The organism is Pseudomonas sp. (assembly GCF_041601375.1).
Lineage (GTDB): Bacteria > Pseudomonadota > Gammaproteobacteria > Pseudomonadales > Pseudomonadaceae > Aquipseudomonas.
This window is the reverse complement of the sequence record NZ_JBFIIG010000081.1, coordinates 1-17,400: the sequence shown is the minus strand read 5'-3', so window position 1 is coordinate 17,400 and position 17,400 is coordinate 1. Positions and strand designations below refer to the sequence as shown.

General features: G+C 61.2%; 17 protein-coding genes. All 17 read right to left on the bottom strand.

All coding sequences use genetic code 11. From position 1 onward, the window contains the following. On the bottom strand, positions 1 to 755 hold a 755-nt coding region (locus tag ABZE94_RS12245), incomplete at its 3' end, for a DeoR/GlpR family DNA-binding transcription regulator (protein ID WP_372875793.1). A 151-nt stretch (positions 756 to 906) separates the two neighbouring features. After that, positions 907 to 2,271, bottom strand: coding sequence for a bifunctional UDP-N-acetylglucosamine diphosphorylase/glucosamine-1-phosphate N-acetyltransferase GlmU (glmU, locus tag ABZE94_RS12240; RefSeq protein WP_372875792.1), 1,365 nt, complete (start codon positions 2,269 to 2,271; stop codon positions 907 to 909). 96 nt (positions 2,272 to 2,367) lie between these two features. Beyond that, complete coding sequence (locus ABZE94_RS12235; protein WP_172148049.1) at positions 2,368 to 2,796, bottom strand: F0F1 ATP synthase subunit epsilon; 429 nt, start codon at positions 2,794 to 2,796, stop codon at positions 2,368 to 2,370. Between the two features lie 42 nt (positions 2,797 to 2,838). Then, complete coding sequence (gene atpD, locus ABZE94_RS12230; protein WP_372875791.1) at positions 2,839 to 4,215, bottom strand: F0F1 ATP synthase subunit beta; 1,377 nt, start codon at positions 4,213 to 4,215, stop codon at positions 2,839 to 2,841. Between the two features lie 30 nt (positions 4,216 to 4,245). Continuing rightward, positions 4,246 to 5,106 carry a F0F1 ATP synthase subunit gamma gene (gene atpG, locus ABZE94_RS12225; RefSeq protein ID WP_372875790.1) on the bottom strand — a complete coding sequence of 287 codons (861 nt, stop codon included), beginning with the start codon at positions 5,104 to 5,106 and terminating at the stop codon, positions 4,246 to 4,248. Between the two features lie 50 nt (positions 5,107 to 5,156). Then, positions 5,157 to 6,701 carry a F0F1 ATP synthase subunit alpha gene (gene atpA / locus ABZE94_RS12220; RefSeq protein WP_372875789.1) on the bottom strand — a complete coding sequence of 515 codons (1,545 nt, stop codon included), beginning with the start codon at positions 6,699 to 6,701 and terminating at the stop codon, positions 5,157 to 5,159. 21 nt (positions 6,702 to 6,722) lie between these two features. Beyond that, positions 6,723 to 7,259, bottom strand: coding sequence for a F0F1 ATP synthase subunit delta (locus ABZE94_RS12215; protein WP_372875788.1), 537 nt, complete (start codon positions 7,257 to 7,259; stop codon positions 6,723 to 6,725). Positions 7,260 to 7,273: 14 nt separating this feature from the next. After that, entirely contained in the window at positions 7,274 to 7,744 is a 471-nt protein-coding gene (locus tag ABZE94_RS12210) for a F0F1 ATP synthase subunit B (RefSeq protein WP_372875787.1), read from the bottom strand. 57 nt (positions 7,745 to 7,801) lie between these two features. Continuing rightward, positions 7,802 to 8,059, bottom strand: a complete 258-nt coding sequence (atpE, locus tag ABZE94_RS12205) for a F0F1 ATP synthase subunit C (RefSeq protein WP_003097235.1) — start codon at positions 8,057 to 8,059, stop codon at positions 7,802 to 7,804. Positions 8,060 to 8,225: 166 nt separating this feature from the next. Beyond that, entirely contained in the window at positions 8,226 to 9,095 is an 870-nt protein-coding gene (gene atpB / locus ABZE94_RS12200) for a F0F1 ATP synthase subunit A (protein ID WP_372875786.1), read from the bottom strand. A gap of 14 nt (positions 9,096 to 9,109) precedes the next feature. Further along, the gene (locus ABZE94_RS12195) at positions 9,110 to 9,517 is read right to left on the bottom strand and encodes a F0F1 ATP synthase subunit I (RefSeq protein ID WP_372875785.1); all 408 of its coding nucleotides are present in this window, start codon (positions 9,515 to 9,517) and stop codon (positions 9,110 to 9,112) included. 147 nt (positions 9,518 to 9,664) lie between these two features. Then, positions 9,665 to 10,537, bottom strand: a complete 873-nt coding sequence (locus ABZE94_RS12190) for a ParB/RepB/Spo0J family partition protein (RefSeq protein ID WP_372875784.1) — start codon at positions 10,535 to 10,537, stop codon at positions 9,665 to 9,667. A 10-nt stretch (positions 10,538 to 10,547) separates the two neighbouring features. Beyond that, positions 10,548 to 11,336 (bottom strand): ParA family protein, encoded by a 789-nt coding sequence (locus ABZE94_RS12185; protein ID WP_372875783.1) that lies wholly within the window; start codon positions 11,334 to 11,336, stop codon positions 10,548 to 10,550. A 12-nt stretch (positions 11,337 to 11,348) separates the two neighbouring features. Further along, a complete protein-coding gene (gene rsmG, locus ABZE94_RS12180; protein ID WP_372875782.1) occupies positions 11,349 to 11,996 on the bottom strand; it encodes a 16S rRNA (guanine(527)-N(7))-methyltransferase RsmG in 648 nt (215 codons plus the stop codon). After that, positions 11,996 to 13,888, bottom strand: a complete 1,893-nt coding sequence (mnmG, locus tag ABZE94_RS12175) for a tRNA uridine-5-carboxymethylaminomethyl(34) synthesis enzyme MnmG (protein WP_372875781.1) — start codon at positions 13,886 to 13,888, stop codon at positions 11,996 to 11,998. The genes rsmG and mnmG overlap by 1 nt, the downstream gene beginning before the upstream one ends. Before the next feature lie 771 nt (positions 13,889 to 14,659). After that, positions 14,660 to 16,027 carry a tRNA uridine-5-carboxymethylaminomethyl(34) synthesis GTPase MnmE gene (mnmE, locus tag ABZE94_RS12170; RefSeq protein WP_372875780.1) on the bottom strand — a complete coding sequence of 456 codons (1,368 nt, stop codon included), beginning with the start codon at positions 16,025 to 16,027 and terminating at the stop codon, positions 14,660 to 14,662. A gap of 113 nt (positions 16,028 to 16,140) precedes the next feature. Further along, the coding region (gene yidC / locus ABZE94_RS12165; RefSeq protein ID WP_372875779.1) for a membrane protein insertase YidC at positions 16,141 to 17,400 on the bottom strand (1,260 nt) is incomplete at its 5' end.

The window sequence follows — 17,400 nt, the reverse complement described above, 5'->3', positions numbered from 1 at the left end:
GCGCAGATCAGGTTGACCCCGCGCGCCCTCAGTTGTTCACGCACCTCGGCATCGAGGCGCTCGTCGGTGATCAGGGTATGGACGCTGCTCCAGGGCAGTTCCAGATTGGGAATCTTGCGGCCGATCTTGTCGCTCTCGACCATCACCACCACCTCGCGGGCCACCTCGGCCATCACCCGCGACAGGCCGAGCAGCTCGTTGAAGGTGGTGGTGCCGCGGGTCAGGTCGATGCCATCGGCGCCGATAAACAGCTGGTCGAAGTCGTAGGAACGCAGTACCTGCTCGGCGACCTGGCCCTGGAAGGATTCCGAATGCGGATCCCAGGTGCCGCCGGTCATCAGCAGCACCGGCTCGTGTTCCAGTTCGCTGAGGGCGCGGGCCACGTTCAGCGAGTTGGTCATCACCACCAGCCCGGGTTTGTGCCCCAGCTCGGGGATCATCGCCGCCGTGGTGGTGCCGCTGTCGATGATGATTCGTGCATGCTCGCGGATCCGCGCCACGCCGGCGCGGGCGATGGCCTGCTTGTAGGGGGAAATCGGCTGGCCGGCATCGCCGATCAGCTCCTGCGGCAGGGGCACCGCACCGCCATAGCGGCGCAGCAGCAAACCGTTCTTTTCCAGGGCGGCGAGGTCTTTGCGAATGGTCACTTCCGAGGTGGCGAAACGCTTGGCCAACTCATCCACACTCACCTCGCCCTGCTCGGCGAGCAAGGCGAGGATGGTGTGACGACGTTGCGGCGTGTTGCGTTTCGACATGCTAAGTTTCGATTCGAAAGATAATGGCGCGAATCAAAACCTAATGAAGCTTTTGAGTCAAGAGCCGCTGGGCGATCAGCCCGTAGAGCGTACTCGCCGAAGGCAGTATTCCGAACTCAATGGCGGGCTGCCGCTGCGCGGCGAGGCCGCCCTACTTGTTGATTTTCACCGGGCGCTTCCAGCCCTCGATGTTGCGCTGCTTGGCGCGGCCGACGGCCAGGGTATTGGCCGGCACATCGCTGGTCACCACCGAACCGGCGCCGGTGGTGGCGCCGTCGCCCAGGGTCACCGGCGCCACCAGGGCACTGTTGGAGCCGATGAACACGTCCTCGCCGAGCACCGTCTTGAACTTGTTGGCGCCGTCGTAGTTGCAGGTGATGCTGCCGGCACCGATATTGCTGCGGGCGCCGATCTCGGCATCGCCCAGGTAGCTCAGGTGGCCGGCCTTGGCGCCTGCGCCGAGCACGGCGTTCTTCAGTTCGACGAAGTTGCCGACATGCGCCTTGGCGCCGAGCACGCTGCCGGGACGCAGGCGGGCAAAGGGACCGCAATCGCTGCCCGCGCCCATTTCCGCGCCGTCCAGGTGGCTGTTGGCCTTGACCACTGCGCCCTGGCGCAGGGTGCTGTCCTTGATCACGCAGTTCGGGCCGATCTGCACGCCATCCTCGATGATCACCCGACCTTCGAGAATCACGTTGATATCGATCAGCACGTCGCGGCCCACCGTCACCTCGCCACGCAAGTCGAAACGCGCCGGATCGCGCAGGGTCACGCCCTGGACCATCAGGCTGCGCGCGGCGCGCTGCTGGTAATGACGCTCCAGTTCGGCCAGCTGCATGCGATCGTTGGCGCCCTGCACTTCCATGGCATCCAGTGGCTGTTCGGTGGCCACCACCAGGCCATCGGCCACGGCCATGGCGATCACGTCGGTCAGGTAGTACTCGCCCTGGGCATTGCTGTTGGACAGCCGGCCCAGCCAGTCGCCCAGGCGCTTGCCCGGTACGGCGAGAATGCCGGTGTTGCCTTCGCAGATCTGCCGCTGCTCGGGAGTGGCGTCCTTGTGCTCGACGATCGCCTTCACCACGCCAGCCGCATCGCGCACGATGCGGCCATAGCCGGTCGGGTCGATGAGGTCGACCGTCAATAGCCCAAGCTGCTCGGTGCCGACCTGCTCCAGCAAGCGCTCGAGGGTGGCGGTCTCGATCAGCGGCACATCGCCGTAAAGGATCAGCACGCGCTCGGCCGTCAGCGCCGGCAGGGCCTGGGCCACGGCATGGCCGGTGCCCAGCTGTTCGCTCTGCAGGACGAAGTTCAGGTCATCTGCGGCCAGTCGCTCGCGCACCAGGTCCGCGCCATGGCCGATCACCACATGGATGCCGGCAGGCGAAAGCTCCCGGGCGCGGTCGATGACGTGGCCGAGCATGGACTTACCGGCGATCGGATGGAGGACTTTCGGCAGGGCGGAGCGCATGCGGGTGCCCTGGCCGGCGGCGAGTATGACGATATCGAGAGACATAGGCAGACACTGATCCAGAAAATGCGGACAAAGAAAAAGGGTAGCCAAGGCTACCCTTTTACTGACGTGCGATGAAGTGCAACGACCAGCCTGGTATCAGCTACCGCCGTACTTCTTGCGCAGCTGCTGGACGGTGCGCAGCTGAGCTGCGGCCTCGGCCAGACGAGCGGCGGCGGAACCGTAGTCGAACTCGGCGCCTTTTTCATGCAGGGCCTTCTCGGCAGCCTTGACGGCTTCCTGAGCAGAGGCTTCGTCGAGGTCGGCAGCACGCTGCACGGTATCGGCCAAAACCTTGATCATGTTCGGCTGCACTTCAAGAAAGCCGCCGGAGATGTAATACACCTCGGCTTCGCCACCTTGCTTGATCAGGCGAATCGGACCTGGTTTGAGGTCGGTGATCAGCGGCGCGTGGCCTGGAGCGATACCCATATCGCCCAGGTTGCCGTGCGCAATCACCATCTCGACCAGACCGGAGAAAATCTCGCCTTCTGCGCTGACGATGTCGCAATGGACTGTCATAGCCATATCTAGCCTCACGTAAGCGCCCGTCTCCGGGCGCACGGGTGATTACAGTTTCTTCGCTTTCTCGATGGCTTCTTCGATGCCGCCGACCATGTAAAACGCCTGCTCCGGCAGGTGATCGTAATCACCTTTGAGGATGCCGCTGAAACCAGCGATGGTGTCCTTCAGGGAGACGTACTTGCCAGGCGAACCGGTGAAGACTTCGGCCACGAAGAACGGCTGCGACAGGAAGCGCTGGATCTTACGCGCACGGGATACCAACTGCTTGTCGGCTTCCGACAGTTCGTCCATACCCAGGATCGCGATGATGTCCTTCAGTTCCTTGTAACGCTGCAGCACGTACTGCACGCCGCGAGCGGTGTCGTAGTGCTCCTGACCGATCACGTTCGGGTCGAGCTGACGCGAAGTGGAGTCGAGCGGATCGACCGCCGGGTAGATACCCAGGGAAGCGATATCGCGGGACAGTACGACGGTGGCGTCCAGGTGGGCGAAGGTGGTCGCCGGGCTCGGGTCGGTCAAGTCGTCCGCAGGTACGTATACCGCCTGGATCGAAGTGATCGAACCCTGCTTGGTGGAGGTAATACGCTCCTGCAGGATACCCATCTCTTCGGCCAGGGTCGGCTGGTAACCTACTGCCGAAGGCATACGGCCCAGCAGTGCGGATACTTCAGTACCGGCCAAGGTGTAGCGGTAGATGTTGTCGACGAACAGCAGAACGTCGTTACCTTCGTCGCGGAACTTCTCGGCCATGGTCAGGCCGGTCAGTGCTACGCGCAGACGGTTGCCTGGCGGCTCGTTCATCTGACCGTAAACCAGGGCTACCTTGTCGAGAACGTTGGAGTCCTTCATCTCGTGGTAGAAGTCGTTACCCTCACGGGTACGCTCGCCCACACCGGCGAACACGGAATAACCGCTGTGCTCGATGGCGATGTTACGGATCAGTTCCATCATGTTCACGGTCTTGCCGACACCGGCACCACCGAACAGACCGACTTTACCGCCCTTGGCGAACGGGCAGATCAGGTCGATAACCTTGATGCCGGTTTCCAGCAGGTCGTTGCCGCCTGCCTGCTCAGCGAAGGAAGGCGCAGGACGGTGAATGCCCCAACGCTCTTCTTCGCCGATCGGACCGGCTTCGTCGATCGGGTTGCCCAGTACGTCCATGATCCGGCCCAGGGTCGCTTTACCGACAGGGACAGAGATGGCTGCGCCAGTGTTCTTGACGTCCAGACCGCGCTTCAAGCCTTCGGTCGAGCCCATCGCAATGGTACGCACCACGCCGTCGCCCAGCTGCTGCTGAACTTCCAGAGTGGTTTCGGCGCCTTGAACTTTCAAGGCGTCGTAGATGCCCGGAACCTGATCGCGTGGAAATTCCACGTCGATCACGGCGCCGATGATTTGTACGATACGTCCGCTACTCATAGCTGGATCCTCTGAATATTTGAACCGGTATCAGACCGCGGCAGCGCCGCCAACGATTTCCGAGATCTCTTGGGTGATCGCCGCCTGACGCGCCTTGTTGTAGATCAGCTGCAAATCGCTGATCAGATCACCGGCGTTATCGGTAGCATTCTTCATCGCGATCATCCGCGCCGCTTGTTCAGCCGCGTTGTTCTCGACCACCGCCTGGTACACCTGCGACTCCACGTAGCGCACCATCAAGCCGTCCAGCAGCTCCTTGGCATCGGGTTCGTAGAGGTAGTCCCAGTGATGCTTGAGCTTTTGATCCGGATCAGCCACCAGGGGAATCAACTGTTCCACTGTCGGCTGTTGCGTCATGGTGTTGATGAACTTGTTGGAGACCACGGACAAACGGTCGATGCGGCCATCGAGGTGCGCATCGAGCATGACCTTGACGCTACCGATCAGATCGTTGATCGACGGTTCTTCGCCCAGGTGGCTGATCGCAGCAACGATATTGCCGCCAAAGCTGCGGAAGAATGCCGCACCCTTGCCACCAATCACGCAGAGGTCGATCTCTATACCTTGTTCGCGGTTGACCAGCATGTCCTTGACCAAGGCCTTGAACAGGTTGGTATTGAGGCCACCACACAAACCACGGTCACTGCTCACCACGACATAACCGACGCGCTTGACTTCACGCTCGATCATGAATGGGTGGCGGTATTCCGGGTTGGCGTTGGCCAGATGACCAATCACCTGGCGGATACGCTCCGCATAAGGACGGCTGGCAGACATGCGCATTTGAGCCTTGCGCATCTTGCTGACAGCCACCTTTTCCATGGCGCTGGTGATCTTTTGCGTGCTTTTGATGCTCGCAATCTTGCTGCGAATCTCTTTTGCGCCTGCCATTTGACACCTATCGGGTTAGCAGGCGGAGGCCATCAGGCCTCCGCTGCGGCTTACCAGGTTTGGGTGGCCTTGAACTTCTCGATACCGGCTTTCAGGCCAGCGTCGATTTCGTCATTGAAGTCACCCTTCACGTTGATCTTCGCCATCAAGTCGGCGTGATCGCGGTTGAAGTAAGCAATCAGAGCTTGTTCGAAGCTGCCGATTTTTGCGATTTCGATGTCCTGCAGGTAGCCGCGTTCGGCCGAGTACAGGGACAGCGACATGTCGGCGATGGACATCGGCGCGTATTGCTTCTGCTTCATCAGCTCGGTAACGCGCTGACCATGCTCGAGCTGCTTGCGAGTGGCTTCGTCCAGGTCAGAGGCGAACTGGGCGAAAGCCGCCAATTCACGGTACTGAGCCAGAGCGGTACGGATACCACCGGAAAGCTTCTTGATGATCTTGGTCTGAGCGGCACCACCTACGCGGGAAACCGAGACACCGGCGTTCACAGCCGGGCGGATGCCGGAGTTGAACATGGCCGATTCCAGGAAGATCTGACCGTCGGTGATCGAGATCACGTTGGTCGGAACGAACGCGGAAACGTCGCCAGCCTGGGTTTCGATGATCGGCAGGGCGGTCAAGGAACCGGTCTTGCCTTTCACTTCGCCATTGGTGAACTTCTCGACATACTCTTCGGAAACGCGCGATGCACGCTCCAGCAGGCGGCTGTGGAGATAGAACACGTCGCCCGGGTAAGCTTCACGGCCTGGCGGACGGCGCAGCAGCAGGGAGATCTGGCGGTAAGCCACGGCTTGCTTGGACAGATCGTCATACACGATCAGCGCGTCTTCGCCGCGGTCGCGGAAGTACTCACCCATGGTGCAACCGGAGTACGGTGCGATGAACTGCAGCGCAGCGGATTCGGAAGCACTGGCGGCGACGATGATGGTGTTAGCCAAGGCACCGTTTTCTTCCAGCTTGCGCACCACGTTGGCGATGGTCGATTGCTTCTGACCGATTGCCACGTACACGCACTTAATGCCGCTGTTCTTCTGGTTGATGATGGCGTCGATGGCCAGAGCGGTTTTACCGATCTGACGGTCACCGATGATCAGCTCGCGCTGGCCACGGCCAACCGGGATCATGGCGTCGACGGCCTTGTAACCGGTTTGTACCGGTTGGTCGACCGACTTACGCCAGATCACGCCCGGTGCAACCTTCTCAACCGCGTCGCTGGCGACGTTGTTCAGCGGGCCTTTACCGTCGACTGGGTTACCCAGGGCATCGACCACGCGACCCAGCAGTTCCGGACCTACCGGCACTTCGAGGATGCGGCCGGTGCACTTGGCACTCATGCCTTCAGCCAACGACTGATAGGCACCGAGAACCACGGCGCCGACAGAGTCGCGCTCCAGGTTCATCGCCATGCCGTAGACGGCGCCCGGGAACTCGATCATTTCGCCGTACATTACGTCGGCGAGACCGTGAATACGCACGATACCGTCGGATACGCTGACGACAGTGCCTTCGTTACGGGCTTGCGAGGCGACATCGAGTTTCTCGATACGCCCCTTGATGATTTCACTTATTTCGGAAGGATTGAGTTGCTGCATAGCTCTGCTGCCCCTTCAAACTCAAGAATTCAATGCTTCGGCCAGCTTCGCGATTTTGCCGCGAACTGAGCCATCGATAACCAGGTCGCCGGCGCGGATTACGACACCACCTATCAGGCTGGCATCCTCCGTAGCGTGCAGGCGCACTTCCCGGCCGAGCCGTGCACTGAGAACCTTGGCGAGTTTGTCTTGCTGTTCATCGCTCAATGCGAAGGCACTGGTGACATCCACATCGACCGATTTTTCCTGTTCGGCTTTATACAGCTCGAACAGATCGGCGATCTCCGGCAACAGGGCCAGGCGATCGTTTTCGGCGACGATATGGATGAAATTGCGTACCTGGGCGTCGAACTTGTCACCACACACCTCGTTGAAGGTGGTGGACTTATCTGTACTCGTCAGACGCGGAGCCGTGAGCATGCGCTGGATGGTGTCGCCGCGCGACACCTCAGCGGCCAGGCCAAGCATGGCTGACCAAGAGGCCAGTTGCTGGTGGGCCTGGGCATACTCGAAAGCAGCCTTGGCGTAAGGTCGGGCCAGCGTGGTCAGTTCTGCCATGATCGCGCCCTCGCTTAAATTTCGGCTGCCAGTTTGGAAACCAGCTCCGCATGCGCGTTTTGGTCGATGGATGCGCCCAGGATCTTCTCGGCACCGCTGACGGCCAGGTTACCCACTTGGGCACGCAAGGCGTCTTTGACACTGTTCAGTTCCTGCTCGATCTCGGCCTGAGCCTGAGCCTTCACGCGGTCAGCTTCGACACGGGCCTGTTCACGGGCTTCGTCGACGATCTGGGATCCACGTTTCTTGGCTTGCTCAATGATTTCGGCTGCTTGGCCTTTGGCGTCGCGCAGTTGTTGGGCCACTTTATCTTGGGCCAACTCCAGGTCACGAGCCGCACGGCTGGCAGCGTCCAGTCCATCTGCAATCTTCTTCTGACGATCCTGCAAAGCCGTAATGACCGGAGGCCATACGAACTTCATGCAGAACAGCACGAAGATGAAGAAGGCAACGGACTGGCCAATCAGGGTTGCATTAATGTTCACGCCAACACCTCGCTCGTTCGTTGTCCGTCAAACCAATCCACTCGAATACTCGAGTGATTAGCCTGCAATTTGACCAACGAAGGGGTTCGCGAAGGTGAAGAACAGTGCGATACCAACGCCGATCATGGTCACGGCGTCGAGCAGACCGGCGACGATGAACATCTTGACTTGCAGCATCGGAACCATTTCCGGTTGACGCGCAGCGCCTTCCAGGAACTTGCCGCCCAGCAGGCCGAAACCAATGGCGGTACCCAGGGCACCCAGGCCAATCAGCAGTGCTACAGCGATCGCGGTCAGACCAACTACAGTTTCCATCTTTCCTCCCGACTTTTATGTCGTATTGGTTTAAGGTTTTCTAAGGTAAAGCGGTAAAGCTAAATCATTGCCTGTGTTGCCCTTGCGGGCGTCCACCTCGAGCGGGAGCGCACCCTGATCTGCCGTTCCCCACCAGGGAAGAGCATCGAGGATGCGCGTTGCGCGCTTAGTGGTTGTCTTCGTGCGCCATCGACAGGTAGACGATGGTCAGCATCATGAAGATGAACGCTTGCAGCACGATGATCAGGATGTGGAACACCGCCCACGCCCACTGCAAGACGATACCCAGACCGCCCAGCAGCAGACCGCCGCTGAACATGACTGCAATAAGAATGAAGATCAGCTCGCCGGCATACAGGTTACCGAACAGACGCAGCGCCAGGGAAATCGGCTTGGCGATCAGGGTCACCAACTCGAGCAGCAAGTTGACCGGCACGAACAGGGCCTGGACCAGGATGTTCTTGCTGCCAAACGGGTGCAGGGTCAGCTCACCGATGAAACCGCCGATACCCTTGACCTTGATGCTGTAGTAGAGGATCAGGGCGAACACCGACAGGGCCAGGCCCAGGGTCGCGTTCGGATCGGTGGTCGGCACCACGCGGAAGTACAGGTGCGGGTCGCCGACGAGGGTCGCGGCCAGCAGCGGCAGCCAATCCACCGGGATCAGGTCCATGAAGTTCATCAGGAAGACCCAGACGAAGATGGTCAGACCCAGCGGTGCGATCAGGGCGTTGCGACCATGGAAGGTGTCTTTGACACTGCCATCGACGAACTCGACCAGGACTTCGACGAAATTCTGCAGACCACCCGGTTGCCCGGAAGTGGCGCGCTTGGCAGCGGCGCGGAACAACAGAATGAAGATCAGGCCGAGCACCACCGACACCAACAGGGTATCGACATGGAATGCCCAGAAGCCCATTTCTTGAGCTTCCCTGACGTTGTGGGCAAAACTCCAGCCGTTGACCGGGTGCTGACCGTAGGTCAGGTTGGTCAAGTGATGCTGGATATAACCCGAAGCGGTTTCTGCTGCTGCCATATATCCCTCGAGCGCTAAGGTCTTAAAAATCTTGTTTTCATTAGCAAGGGCGCGAACCAGTTGACCAATTGGGTCAGCAGGAAGACGCCGAATACCGCCAGCGCATCCAATGGCTTCACGCCCGCGAACGTCAGTGCAAACAACACTGCCGTCAAAATCAGTTTGCCCGCTTCACCGGCATAAAAAGACCGGACTATCGCTTGGGCGGCACGCGCTCCACTGAATCGGAACGCCTTGTGGGCAAAGTACAGATTCGGCAACCAGGCAATCAGCCCGCCGCACAATCCCGAATAACCGGTTACCGCGCCACGTGTGGCATACAGCACCGCAGCCGCTAACAGTAGTACAGCCAGCTGGGTCAGCAAGACCGGAAACACCGCTAATCGATGAAAGGGCAGGCGATTTGGCGTGCGAACATCCATCGTCACAGTCCTTACGGCGTCGGCCGTCTCAAATCAACGACCTGGCATATTTCGTGCCGACAAAAGCGCGCAAAGTATAGGGGCGCAGCCCCCCCGGTTCAACTGTCAGGTAGTGATTTCCGTGAAGCCGCTACCTGATCAATTGTTTCAGCGAATGTGGGCCAGAACGCCCTGCAATTCATCCAGCGAGTTGTAGCGAATCACCAGTTGGCCTTTGCCCTTTTGCCCGTGCTTGATCTGCACCGGAGAGCCCAGGCGCTCGGCCAGGCGCTGTTCCAGACGACTGATGTCCGGGTCGCTTTTGGCCGCGGCTTCGACCTTGGGTTTGCCGTTCAACCACTGGCGTACCAGGGCCTCGGTCTGGCGCACGGTCAGCCCGCGTGCGACAACGTGTCGCGCCCCCTCGACCTGTTGTTCCGCCGGCAGACCGAGCAGGGCTCGCGCATGGCCCATCTCCAGGTCGCCATGGGACAGCAGGGTCTTGATCTCCTCCGGCAGACCGATCAGGCGCAGCAGGTTGCTGATGGTCACGCGGGATTTGCCCACGGCCTCGGCCACCTGCTGTTGGGTCAGCTGGAATTCCTGCTGCAGCCGCTGCAGGGCAACGGCCTCGTCGATCGGGTTGAGGTCTTCGCGCTGGATGTTCTCGATCAGCGCCATGGCAATCGCCGCCTCGTCGGGCAGTTCGCGCACCATCGCCGGGATCTTCTCCAGGCCTGCCTGCTGGCAGGCACGCCAGCGCCGCTCGCCGGCAACGATCTCGAAACGCCCTTGGCCAATCGGCCGCACCACGATCGGCTGCAGAACACCCTGGGCCTTGATCGACTGGGCCAGTTCGTCCAGTGCGGTGGCATCCATGTCGCGCCGCGGTTGGTACTTGCCGCGCTGGATCAGATCCAGTGGCACGTATTGCAGCTCGCGGCTATCGACCTGGGCGGCTTCTTCCTGCAGTGCGGTGACGGTGGTGCCCCCCAACAGGGCGTCCAAGCCTCGTCCCAGCCCTCGTTTCTTGGCGGCCATGCGAAGTTCCTTATGCGGTTGCGGTGTGGGCGCTGGCGCGCTGACGGCGAACCAGCTCGCCAGCCAAGGCCAGGTAGGCAATGGCGCCACGGGATTGCTTGTCGTAGACCAGCGCCGGCATGCCGTAGCTGGGAGCCTCGGCCAGGCGGATGTTGCGCGGGATAACGGTCTGGTACAGGGTGTCGGGGAAATGCTGCTTGAGCTGCGCCGAGACATCGTTGGTCAGGCTGATGCGCGGGTCGTACATGGTCCGCAGCAGGCCTTCGATCTTCAGCGAGGGGTTGAGCATCTGGGCGATGCGCTGGATGCTGTTGATCAGGTCGCTCAAGCCTTCCAGGGCGAAATACTCGCACTGCATGGGGATGATCACCCCATCGGAAGCCACCAGGGCATTGACCGTGAGCATCGACAGCGCCGGCGGGCAGTCGATGAGGATGTAGTCGTAGTTCTCGCGGATCGGCGCCAAGGCGTTACGCAGGCGACTTTCCTTCATTTTCATTTCCAGCAGGCCGACTTCCGCGGCCGTCAGGTCACGGTTGGCCGGCAGCAACTGGTAACCGCCGTGCTCGGAATACTGCATGGCCTCGACCAGGTTGCATTCGCCGATCAGCACGTCGTAGATCGAATGCTCCAGGGCATGTTTATCCACACCGCTGCCCATGGTCGCGTTGCCCTGTGGATCGAGATCGATCAGCAGCACCCGGCGCTTGGTCGCAACCAGCGAGGCCGCCAGATTGATGCAGGTGGTGGTCTTGCCCACGCCGCCTTTCTGGTTGGCGATTGCGAATACTTTAGCCATGTTGCGTTCCCCCTAGACCGAGCGACGCAGTATCAGCAGATGACGCTGACCTTGGCAACCGGGAACCTTGAGCACGTGGCTGGCTGCCAGGCGGAAGTCGCTCGGCAGGGCTTGCAGTTCGTCGTCCGGATGCACGCCTTTCATGGCCAGCCATTGGCTCTGGTCATCGCCGAGATGGCGGGTCCAGTTGGCAAAATCCTCCAGGCTGCTGAACGCCCGGGAGACGACACCGCTGAATGGCTGCGGCGGCGTGAAGGCCTCGACCCGGCTGTGGATAACTTCCAGGTTGGCCAGTTTCAGTTCCAGCTTCACCTGGGTCAGGAAGCGGGTTTTCTTGCCGTTGGAGTCGAGCAGGGTCAAGCGTCGCTCGGGGAACAGGATGGCCAGGGGAACGCCCGGCATGCCGCCGCCACTGCCGACGTCCAGCCAGTTATCTCCAGCGTCGCGCACGTAAGGCACCACACTCAGGCTGTCGAGCAGGTGACGCGAGACCATTTCGTCGGGATCGCGCACCGCGGTGAGGTTGTAGGCCTTGTTCCACTTGATCAGCAGCGCCAGGTAGGCGAGCAGCTGCTGCTGTTGTGCGGGCGACACCTCGACGCCCAGCTCGCGGGCGCCTCGCGCCAGTTCTTCGGCGTGCTTGGCGGTTACCTCGGACATCAGGCGCTTTGCTCCAGCCGGCGACCGGCACCGCGTTTTTTCAGGTGGATCAGCAGCAGGGAAATCGCCGCCGGGGTAACCCCGGGAATCCGCGAGGCCTGGCCGAGGGTCTGCGGACGGGCATTGCCGAGCTTGTGCTGGATTTCCTTGGACAGGCCGGAAATCCCGTTGTAGTCGATATCCGCGGGCAACTGGGTGTCCTCGCTGGCGCGCAGGCGGGCGATCTCATCCTGCTGACGGTCGATGTAGCCGGCGTATTTGGTCTTGATCTCGACCTGCTCGGCGACCTGTGGGTCTTCAGCACCCGCACCGGTCAGTTCGACCAGGCCGGGATAATCGATCTCCGGGCGCGACAACAGGTTGAGCAGGTTGTACTCGTGGGTCAGCGGCGTGCCGAAGCGCGCGGCAATCGCCTCGCCCTCGGGCGTGCCGGGCCGCACCCAGGTGCTTTTCAGGCGCTGCTCTTCCAGGGCGATGGCCTCACGCTTGGTCGCGAACGCGGCCCAGCGGACGTCATCGACCAAGCCCAGCTCGCGACCTTTTTCGGTCAGGCGCAGGTCGGCGTTGTCTTCGCGCAGGATCAGCCGGTATTCGGCGCGCGAGGTGAACATGCGGTAGGGCTCCTGGGTGCCCAGGGTGATCAGGTCGTCGACCAGCACGCCGATGTAGGCCTCGTCGCGCCGCGGGCACCAGCTGTCCTTGCCCTGCGCGCGCAACGCCGCATTGGCGCCGGCGAGCAGACCCTGGGCGCCGGCTTCTTCGTAACCGGTGGTGCCGTTGATCTGGCCGGCGAAGAACAGGCCGGCGATGACCTTGGTTTCCAGGCTGTATTTCAGATCGCGCGGATCGAAGTAGTCGTACTCGATGGCGTAGCCCGGCCGCACGATGTGGGCGTTTTCCATGCCGCGGATGGAGCGCACCAGCTGCAACTGCACGTCGAACGGCAGCGAGGTGGAAATGCCGTTGGGATAGAGCTCGTGGGTGGTCAGCCCTTCCGGCTCGATAAATACCTGATGGCTGTCCTTGTCGGCGAAACGGTGGATCTTGTCTTCGATCGACGGGCAGTAACGCGGACCGACGCCTTCGATCAGCCCTGAGTACATCGGCGAACGGTCGAGGTTGGCGGCGATGATTTCGTGGGTCCGGGCATTGGTGTGGGTGATCCAGCAACTGACCTGGCGCGGATGCTGCTCCCGGCTGCCGAGGAACGACATCAGCGGAATCGGCGTATCACCGGGTTGCTCGGTCATCACGGAAAAATCCACCGAACGGCCATCGATGCGCGGCGGGGTGCCGGTCTTCAGGCGGCCGACTCGCAGCGGCAATTCACGCAGGCGCTGGGCCAGGGCGATCGAGGGCGGATCGCCGGCACGGCCGCCGGAATAGTTCTGCATGCCGATGTGGATAAGTCCGCCGAGGAAGGTGCCGGTGGTCAAGACCACCGAATCGGCGAACACCCGCAGGCCCATCTGGGTCACAACGCCTTTGACTTCGTCGTTCTCGACGATCAGGTCATCGGCGGCCTGCTGAAATATCCACAGGTTGGCCTGGTTTTCCAGGGTTTCGCGAATGGCGGCCTTGTACAACACCCGGTCGGCCTGGGCCCGTGTGGCACGTACCGCTGGGCCCTTGCGGCTGTTGAGCACGCGGAACTGGATGCCGCCCTTGTCGGTGGCCGTGGCCATGGCGCCACCCAGGGCATCGATTTCCTTGACCAGGTGGCTCTTGCCGATCCCGCCGATGGCCGGATTGCAGCTCATCTGGCCGAGGGTTTCCACGTTGTGGGTCAGCAGCAGGGTTTTTACCCCCATGCGTGCCGCTGCCAAAGCAGCCTCGGTGCCGGCATGACCACCGCCGATCACGATCACCTGAAAACGGGAAGGGAAATCCACCACGCACCTCGTGCCTGTTGAGAAATAAGGGGCTTTTGGCTTCGAAAAGCTGGAAAGCCGGGAAGTATAGGGATTTAGCCGGTGTGAAAGAAGCCTTTTGCACAAAAAATAGCCAGCCCGCCTCGGCCTTCTCGGAGCGGTCGGTTAATAAAGAATAAAAGAATGAATTTATATAGATCTTTGTTTTTATGTTTATTAAGTATGCAACGCTTTTCTGTGGATAGATGGCTACAGCCCAATGCTCACGTGGCTTGCAGCGATTCAAAAGGCTGTGCTGATCCTGCCGTCAGCCTGTTCGGTAGCGGTAGACAGCCTGTGGATGAAAGTGATGGTTATCCACAGGGGCGTTTATCCTCAGTTTTATCACCGGGTTATGGACCGGGCTCAGGGGCGGTTTTCCACAGGGCTCAGGTGGATAAATAAGTGCGGGGGCACGCGTATTTCGCCCAGGCGGATGCCGGCCGGAATGACAGAAAGAGAGTTTTCAGGGGCTCGGTAGCCAGGGTGGGGTTTGGCGTAGGAAGGAAATACTGGATTAGAAAGGAGGGGGGATGCGCCTCAACCCATCAAGGATATGAAGGATTGCGGCCTGCTCCGAGAGCGGCTTGGAGAAACACTGCACGGCAGCGAAGGGTATCGCTGCGCTCATCCTACGCGACCCGCACATCCTACGGACATGACGTCATGCCGGGTGAGGCGCAGGAGGGATATTTTGGATTCGAGAGGGTTTCAGATGCGGCGTAACCCATTAGATAGGTGGCCCGCACCATCCTACTTGCCGATACAGAAGCTGGAAAAGATCCGCCCGAGCAGGTCGTCGGAGCTGAACGCCCCGGTGATCTCGCCCAGAGACTGCTGCGCCAGGCGCAGGTCTTCGGCGAGCAGCTCACCGGCCCCGGCCAGGGTCAGTTGCGCGTGGCCGTGGTCGAGATGGGTGGCGGCCAGGCGCAACGCCTCCAGATGCCGCCTGCGGGCGCTGAAGCTGCTCTCGGCAGTCTGTTCATAGCCCATGCAGGCCTTCAGGTGCTCACGCAGCAGCTCCAGACCTTCGCTGGATCTGGCCGAGAGGCTGATGGTCACATGACCGTCACTGCCGACTTCCAGGGCAATGGCTTCGCCCGACAGGTCCGCCTTGTTGCGGATCAGGGTGACCTTGCCCGGCGCGGGGCGCTGATCGACAAACTCCGGCCATAGCGAGAAGGGGTCGTCGGCTTCGGGCGCGGTGGCATCGACCACCAGGAGAATACGGTCGGCTTCGCCTATGGCCTTCAGCGCGCGCTCGACGCCGATCTTTTCCACCTGGTCCTCGGTGGTGCGCAAGCCGGCGGTATCCACCACATGCAACGGCATGCCGTCGATGTGGATATGTTCGCGCAGCACGTCGCGGGTGGTGCCGGCGATCTCGGTGACGATGGCGGCCTCGCGCCCGGCCAGGGCATTGAGCAAACTGGATTTACCGGCATTCGGCCGGCCGGCGATCACCACCGTCATGCCATCGCGCAGCAGTGCGCCTTGCCCGGCTTCGCGCAGCACGCCAGCCAGGTCGGTGCGCACGCCCTCGAGCAGGTTGAGCACGTGGCCATCGGCGAGGAAGTCGATTTCTTCTTCGGGGAAGTCGATGGCCGCCTCGACGTAGATGCGCAGGCTGATCAGACGTTCGGTCAGGCCCTGCACGCGCCGCGAGAACTCGCCCTGCAGCGAGCGCAGGGCATTGCGTGCAGCCTGTTCGGAGCTGGCCTCGATCAGGTCGGCAATCGCCTCGGCCTGGGCCAGGTCGAGTTTGTCGTTGAGAAACGCGCGTTCGCTGAACTCGCCGGGCCTGGCCTGGCGCGCACCGAGTTGCAGGCAACGCCGCAGGAGCAAATCGAGCACCACCGGGCCGCCGTGGCCGTGCAGTTCCAGCACGTCTTCGCCGGTAAAAGAGTTGGGCCCGGGGAAGTACAGGGCCAAGCCCTCATCCAGCACCTGGTCGGCATCGGCGAAGAAGGGCCCGTAATGGGCATAGCGGGGTTTCAGCTGGCGCTGGCAAAGCGCCAGGGCCAGTTGCCCGGCCAGGGGGCCGGAGACACGGACGATGCCGACACCGCCACGGCCCTGAGCTGTCGCGACGGCGGCAATGGTTTCACGGGCTGCTGACATGCTCGACTCCAAACGCTGGATAGCAAGACGCCCCTCGATGGGGGCGTCCTGGGTAACGGCTTGCTGGCAGGCCGTTGAACAACGACCTGTCAGCGCTCAGACGCTCCGGCCGATCAAGCCGCAGCCGCCTTGGTCTGCGCTTCGATCTTGCGGGTAATGTACCACTGCTGCGCGATGGACAAGACGTTGTTGACCACCCAGTACAGGACCAGACCGGCAGGGAACCAGAGGAAGAAGAAGGTGAAGATGATCGGCATCAGCTTCAGCACCTTGGCTTGCATCGGGTCCGGCGGTGTCGGGTTGAGCTGCTGCTGGATGAACATGGTGGCGCCCATGATGATCGGCAGGATGAAGTACGGATCCTTGATCGCCAGGTCGGTAATCCAGAACATCCAGGGCGCCTGGCGCATCTCCACGCTTTCCAGCAGGGTCCAATAGAGCGCGAGGAATACCGGCATCTGTACCAGAATCGGCAGGCAACCACCCAGGGGGTTGATCTTCTCTTTCTTGTACAGCTCCATCATGGCCTGGGACATCTTCTGGCGATCGTCACCGTGCTGCTCTTTCAACAGCGCCAGTTTCGGCGCCACGGCACGCATGCGCGCCATCGACTTGTAGCTGGCGGCAGACAGTGGGAAGAAGATCAGCTTGATGATGATGGTCAGGACGATGATCGACCAGCCCCAGTTCCCCAGGATGCTGTGGATATGTTCCAGCAACCAGAAGATCGGCTGGGCGAGGAACCACAGGATGCCGTAGTCGACCGTCAACTCCAGGCCGGGGGAGAGGGTTTTCAGGTGACCCTGAAGCTTCGGCCCGGCATACAGAATCGCACTGACTTCGCCTTGGCCGCCGGCAGGGACCTGAACGGCCGGTCCGGTAAAGCCGACGATGTAGTTGCCTTGGCTGTCTTTGCGGGTCTGCACCAGATTGGTGGTGCCTTTCTCGGGAATCCAGGCGGTGACGAAATAATGCTGCAGCCAGGCTACCCAGCCGCCTTCGACGGTTTCCTTGAAGGGTTGCTTGTCGATATCTTTCATCGACACTTTCTTGTACGGCTCTTCGGCGGTCCATAGCGCGCCGCCCAGGTAAGTGGCGGTGCCGGTGGCAGTGGTCGAAGAGGGGTCGTCACTGTCGTCGCGCTTGAGCTGGGCGAACATGTTGCCGCTCCAGGCTTTGTCCGACTGGTTGTCGACCAGGTAGCTGACCTCCACCTGATAGGACGCCGGGTCGACGCAGCCGGGCTTTTTCAGCTGCTGTTCCTTGGCCGAGCACTCGGGATTCAGGCCGCGGGTGAAGGTGAAGCGCTTGATGTAGTTGACGCCGTCTTCGCTGAGCTTGAGGTCGACCTGCAGTTCGTCCTGGCCTTCGGC

What these genes read in the sequence shown, in the direction of transcription:
- ABZE94_RS12190 (WP_372875784.1), bottom strand. Translation starts at nt 10,537, where the DNA reads ATGGCCGCCAAGAAACGAGGGCTGGGACGAGGCTTGGACGCCCTGTTG.
- ABZE94_RS12215 (WP_372875788.1), bottom strand. Translation starts at nt 7,259, where the DNA reads ATGGCAGAACTGACCACGCTGGCCCGACCTTACGCCAAGGCTGCTTTC.
- atpB (WP_372875786.1), bottom strand. Translation starts at nt 9,095, where the DNA reads ATGGCAGCAGCAGAAACCGCTTCGGGTTATATCCAGCATCACTTGACC.
- atpG (WP_372875790.1), bottom strand. Translation starts at nt 5,106, where the DNA reads ATGGCAGGCGCAAAAGAGATTCGCAGCAAGATTGCGAGCATCAAAAGC.
- ABZE94_RS12195 (WP_372875785.1), bottom strand. Translation starts at nt 9,517, where the DNA reads ATGGATGTTCGCACGCCAAATCGCCTGCCCTTTCATCGATTAGCGGTG.
- atpE (WP_003097235.1), bottom strand. Translation starts at nt 8,059, where the DNA reads ATGGAAACTGTAGTTGGTCTGACCGCGATCGCTGTAGCACTGCTGATT.
- glmU (WP_372875792.1), bottom strand. Translation starts at nt 2,271, where the DNA reads ATGTCTCTCGATATCGTCATACTCGCCGCCGGCCAGGGCACCCGCATG.
- rsmG (WP_372875782.1), bottom strand. Translation starts at nt 11,996, where the DNA reads ATGTCCGAGGTAACCGCCAAGCACGCCGAAGAACTGGCGCGAGGCGCC.
- ABZE94_RS12235 (WP_172148049.1), bottom strand. Translation starts at nt 2,796, where the DNA reads ATGGCTATGACAGTCCATTGCGACATCGTCAGCGCAGAAGGCGAGATT.
- atpD (WP_372875791.1), bottom strand. Translation starts at nt 4,215, where the DNA reads ATGAGTAGCGGACGTATCGTACAAATCATCGGCGCCGTGATCGACGTG.
- mnmE (WP_372875780.1), bottom strand. Translation starts at nt 16,027, where the DNA reads ATGTCAGCAGCCCGTGAAACCATTGCCGCCGTCGCGACAGCTCAGGGC.
- atpA (WP_372875789.1), bottom strand. Translation starts at nt 6,701, where the DNA reads ATGCAGCAACTCAATCCTTCCGAAATAAGTGAAATCATCAAGGGGCGT.
- ABZE94_RS12185 (WP_372875783.1), bottom strand. Translation starts at nt 11,336, where the DNA reads ATGGCTAAAGTATTCGCAATCGCCAACCAGAAAGGCGGCGTGGGCAAG.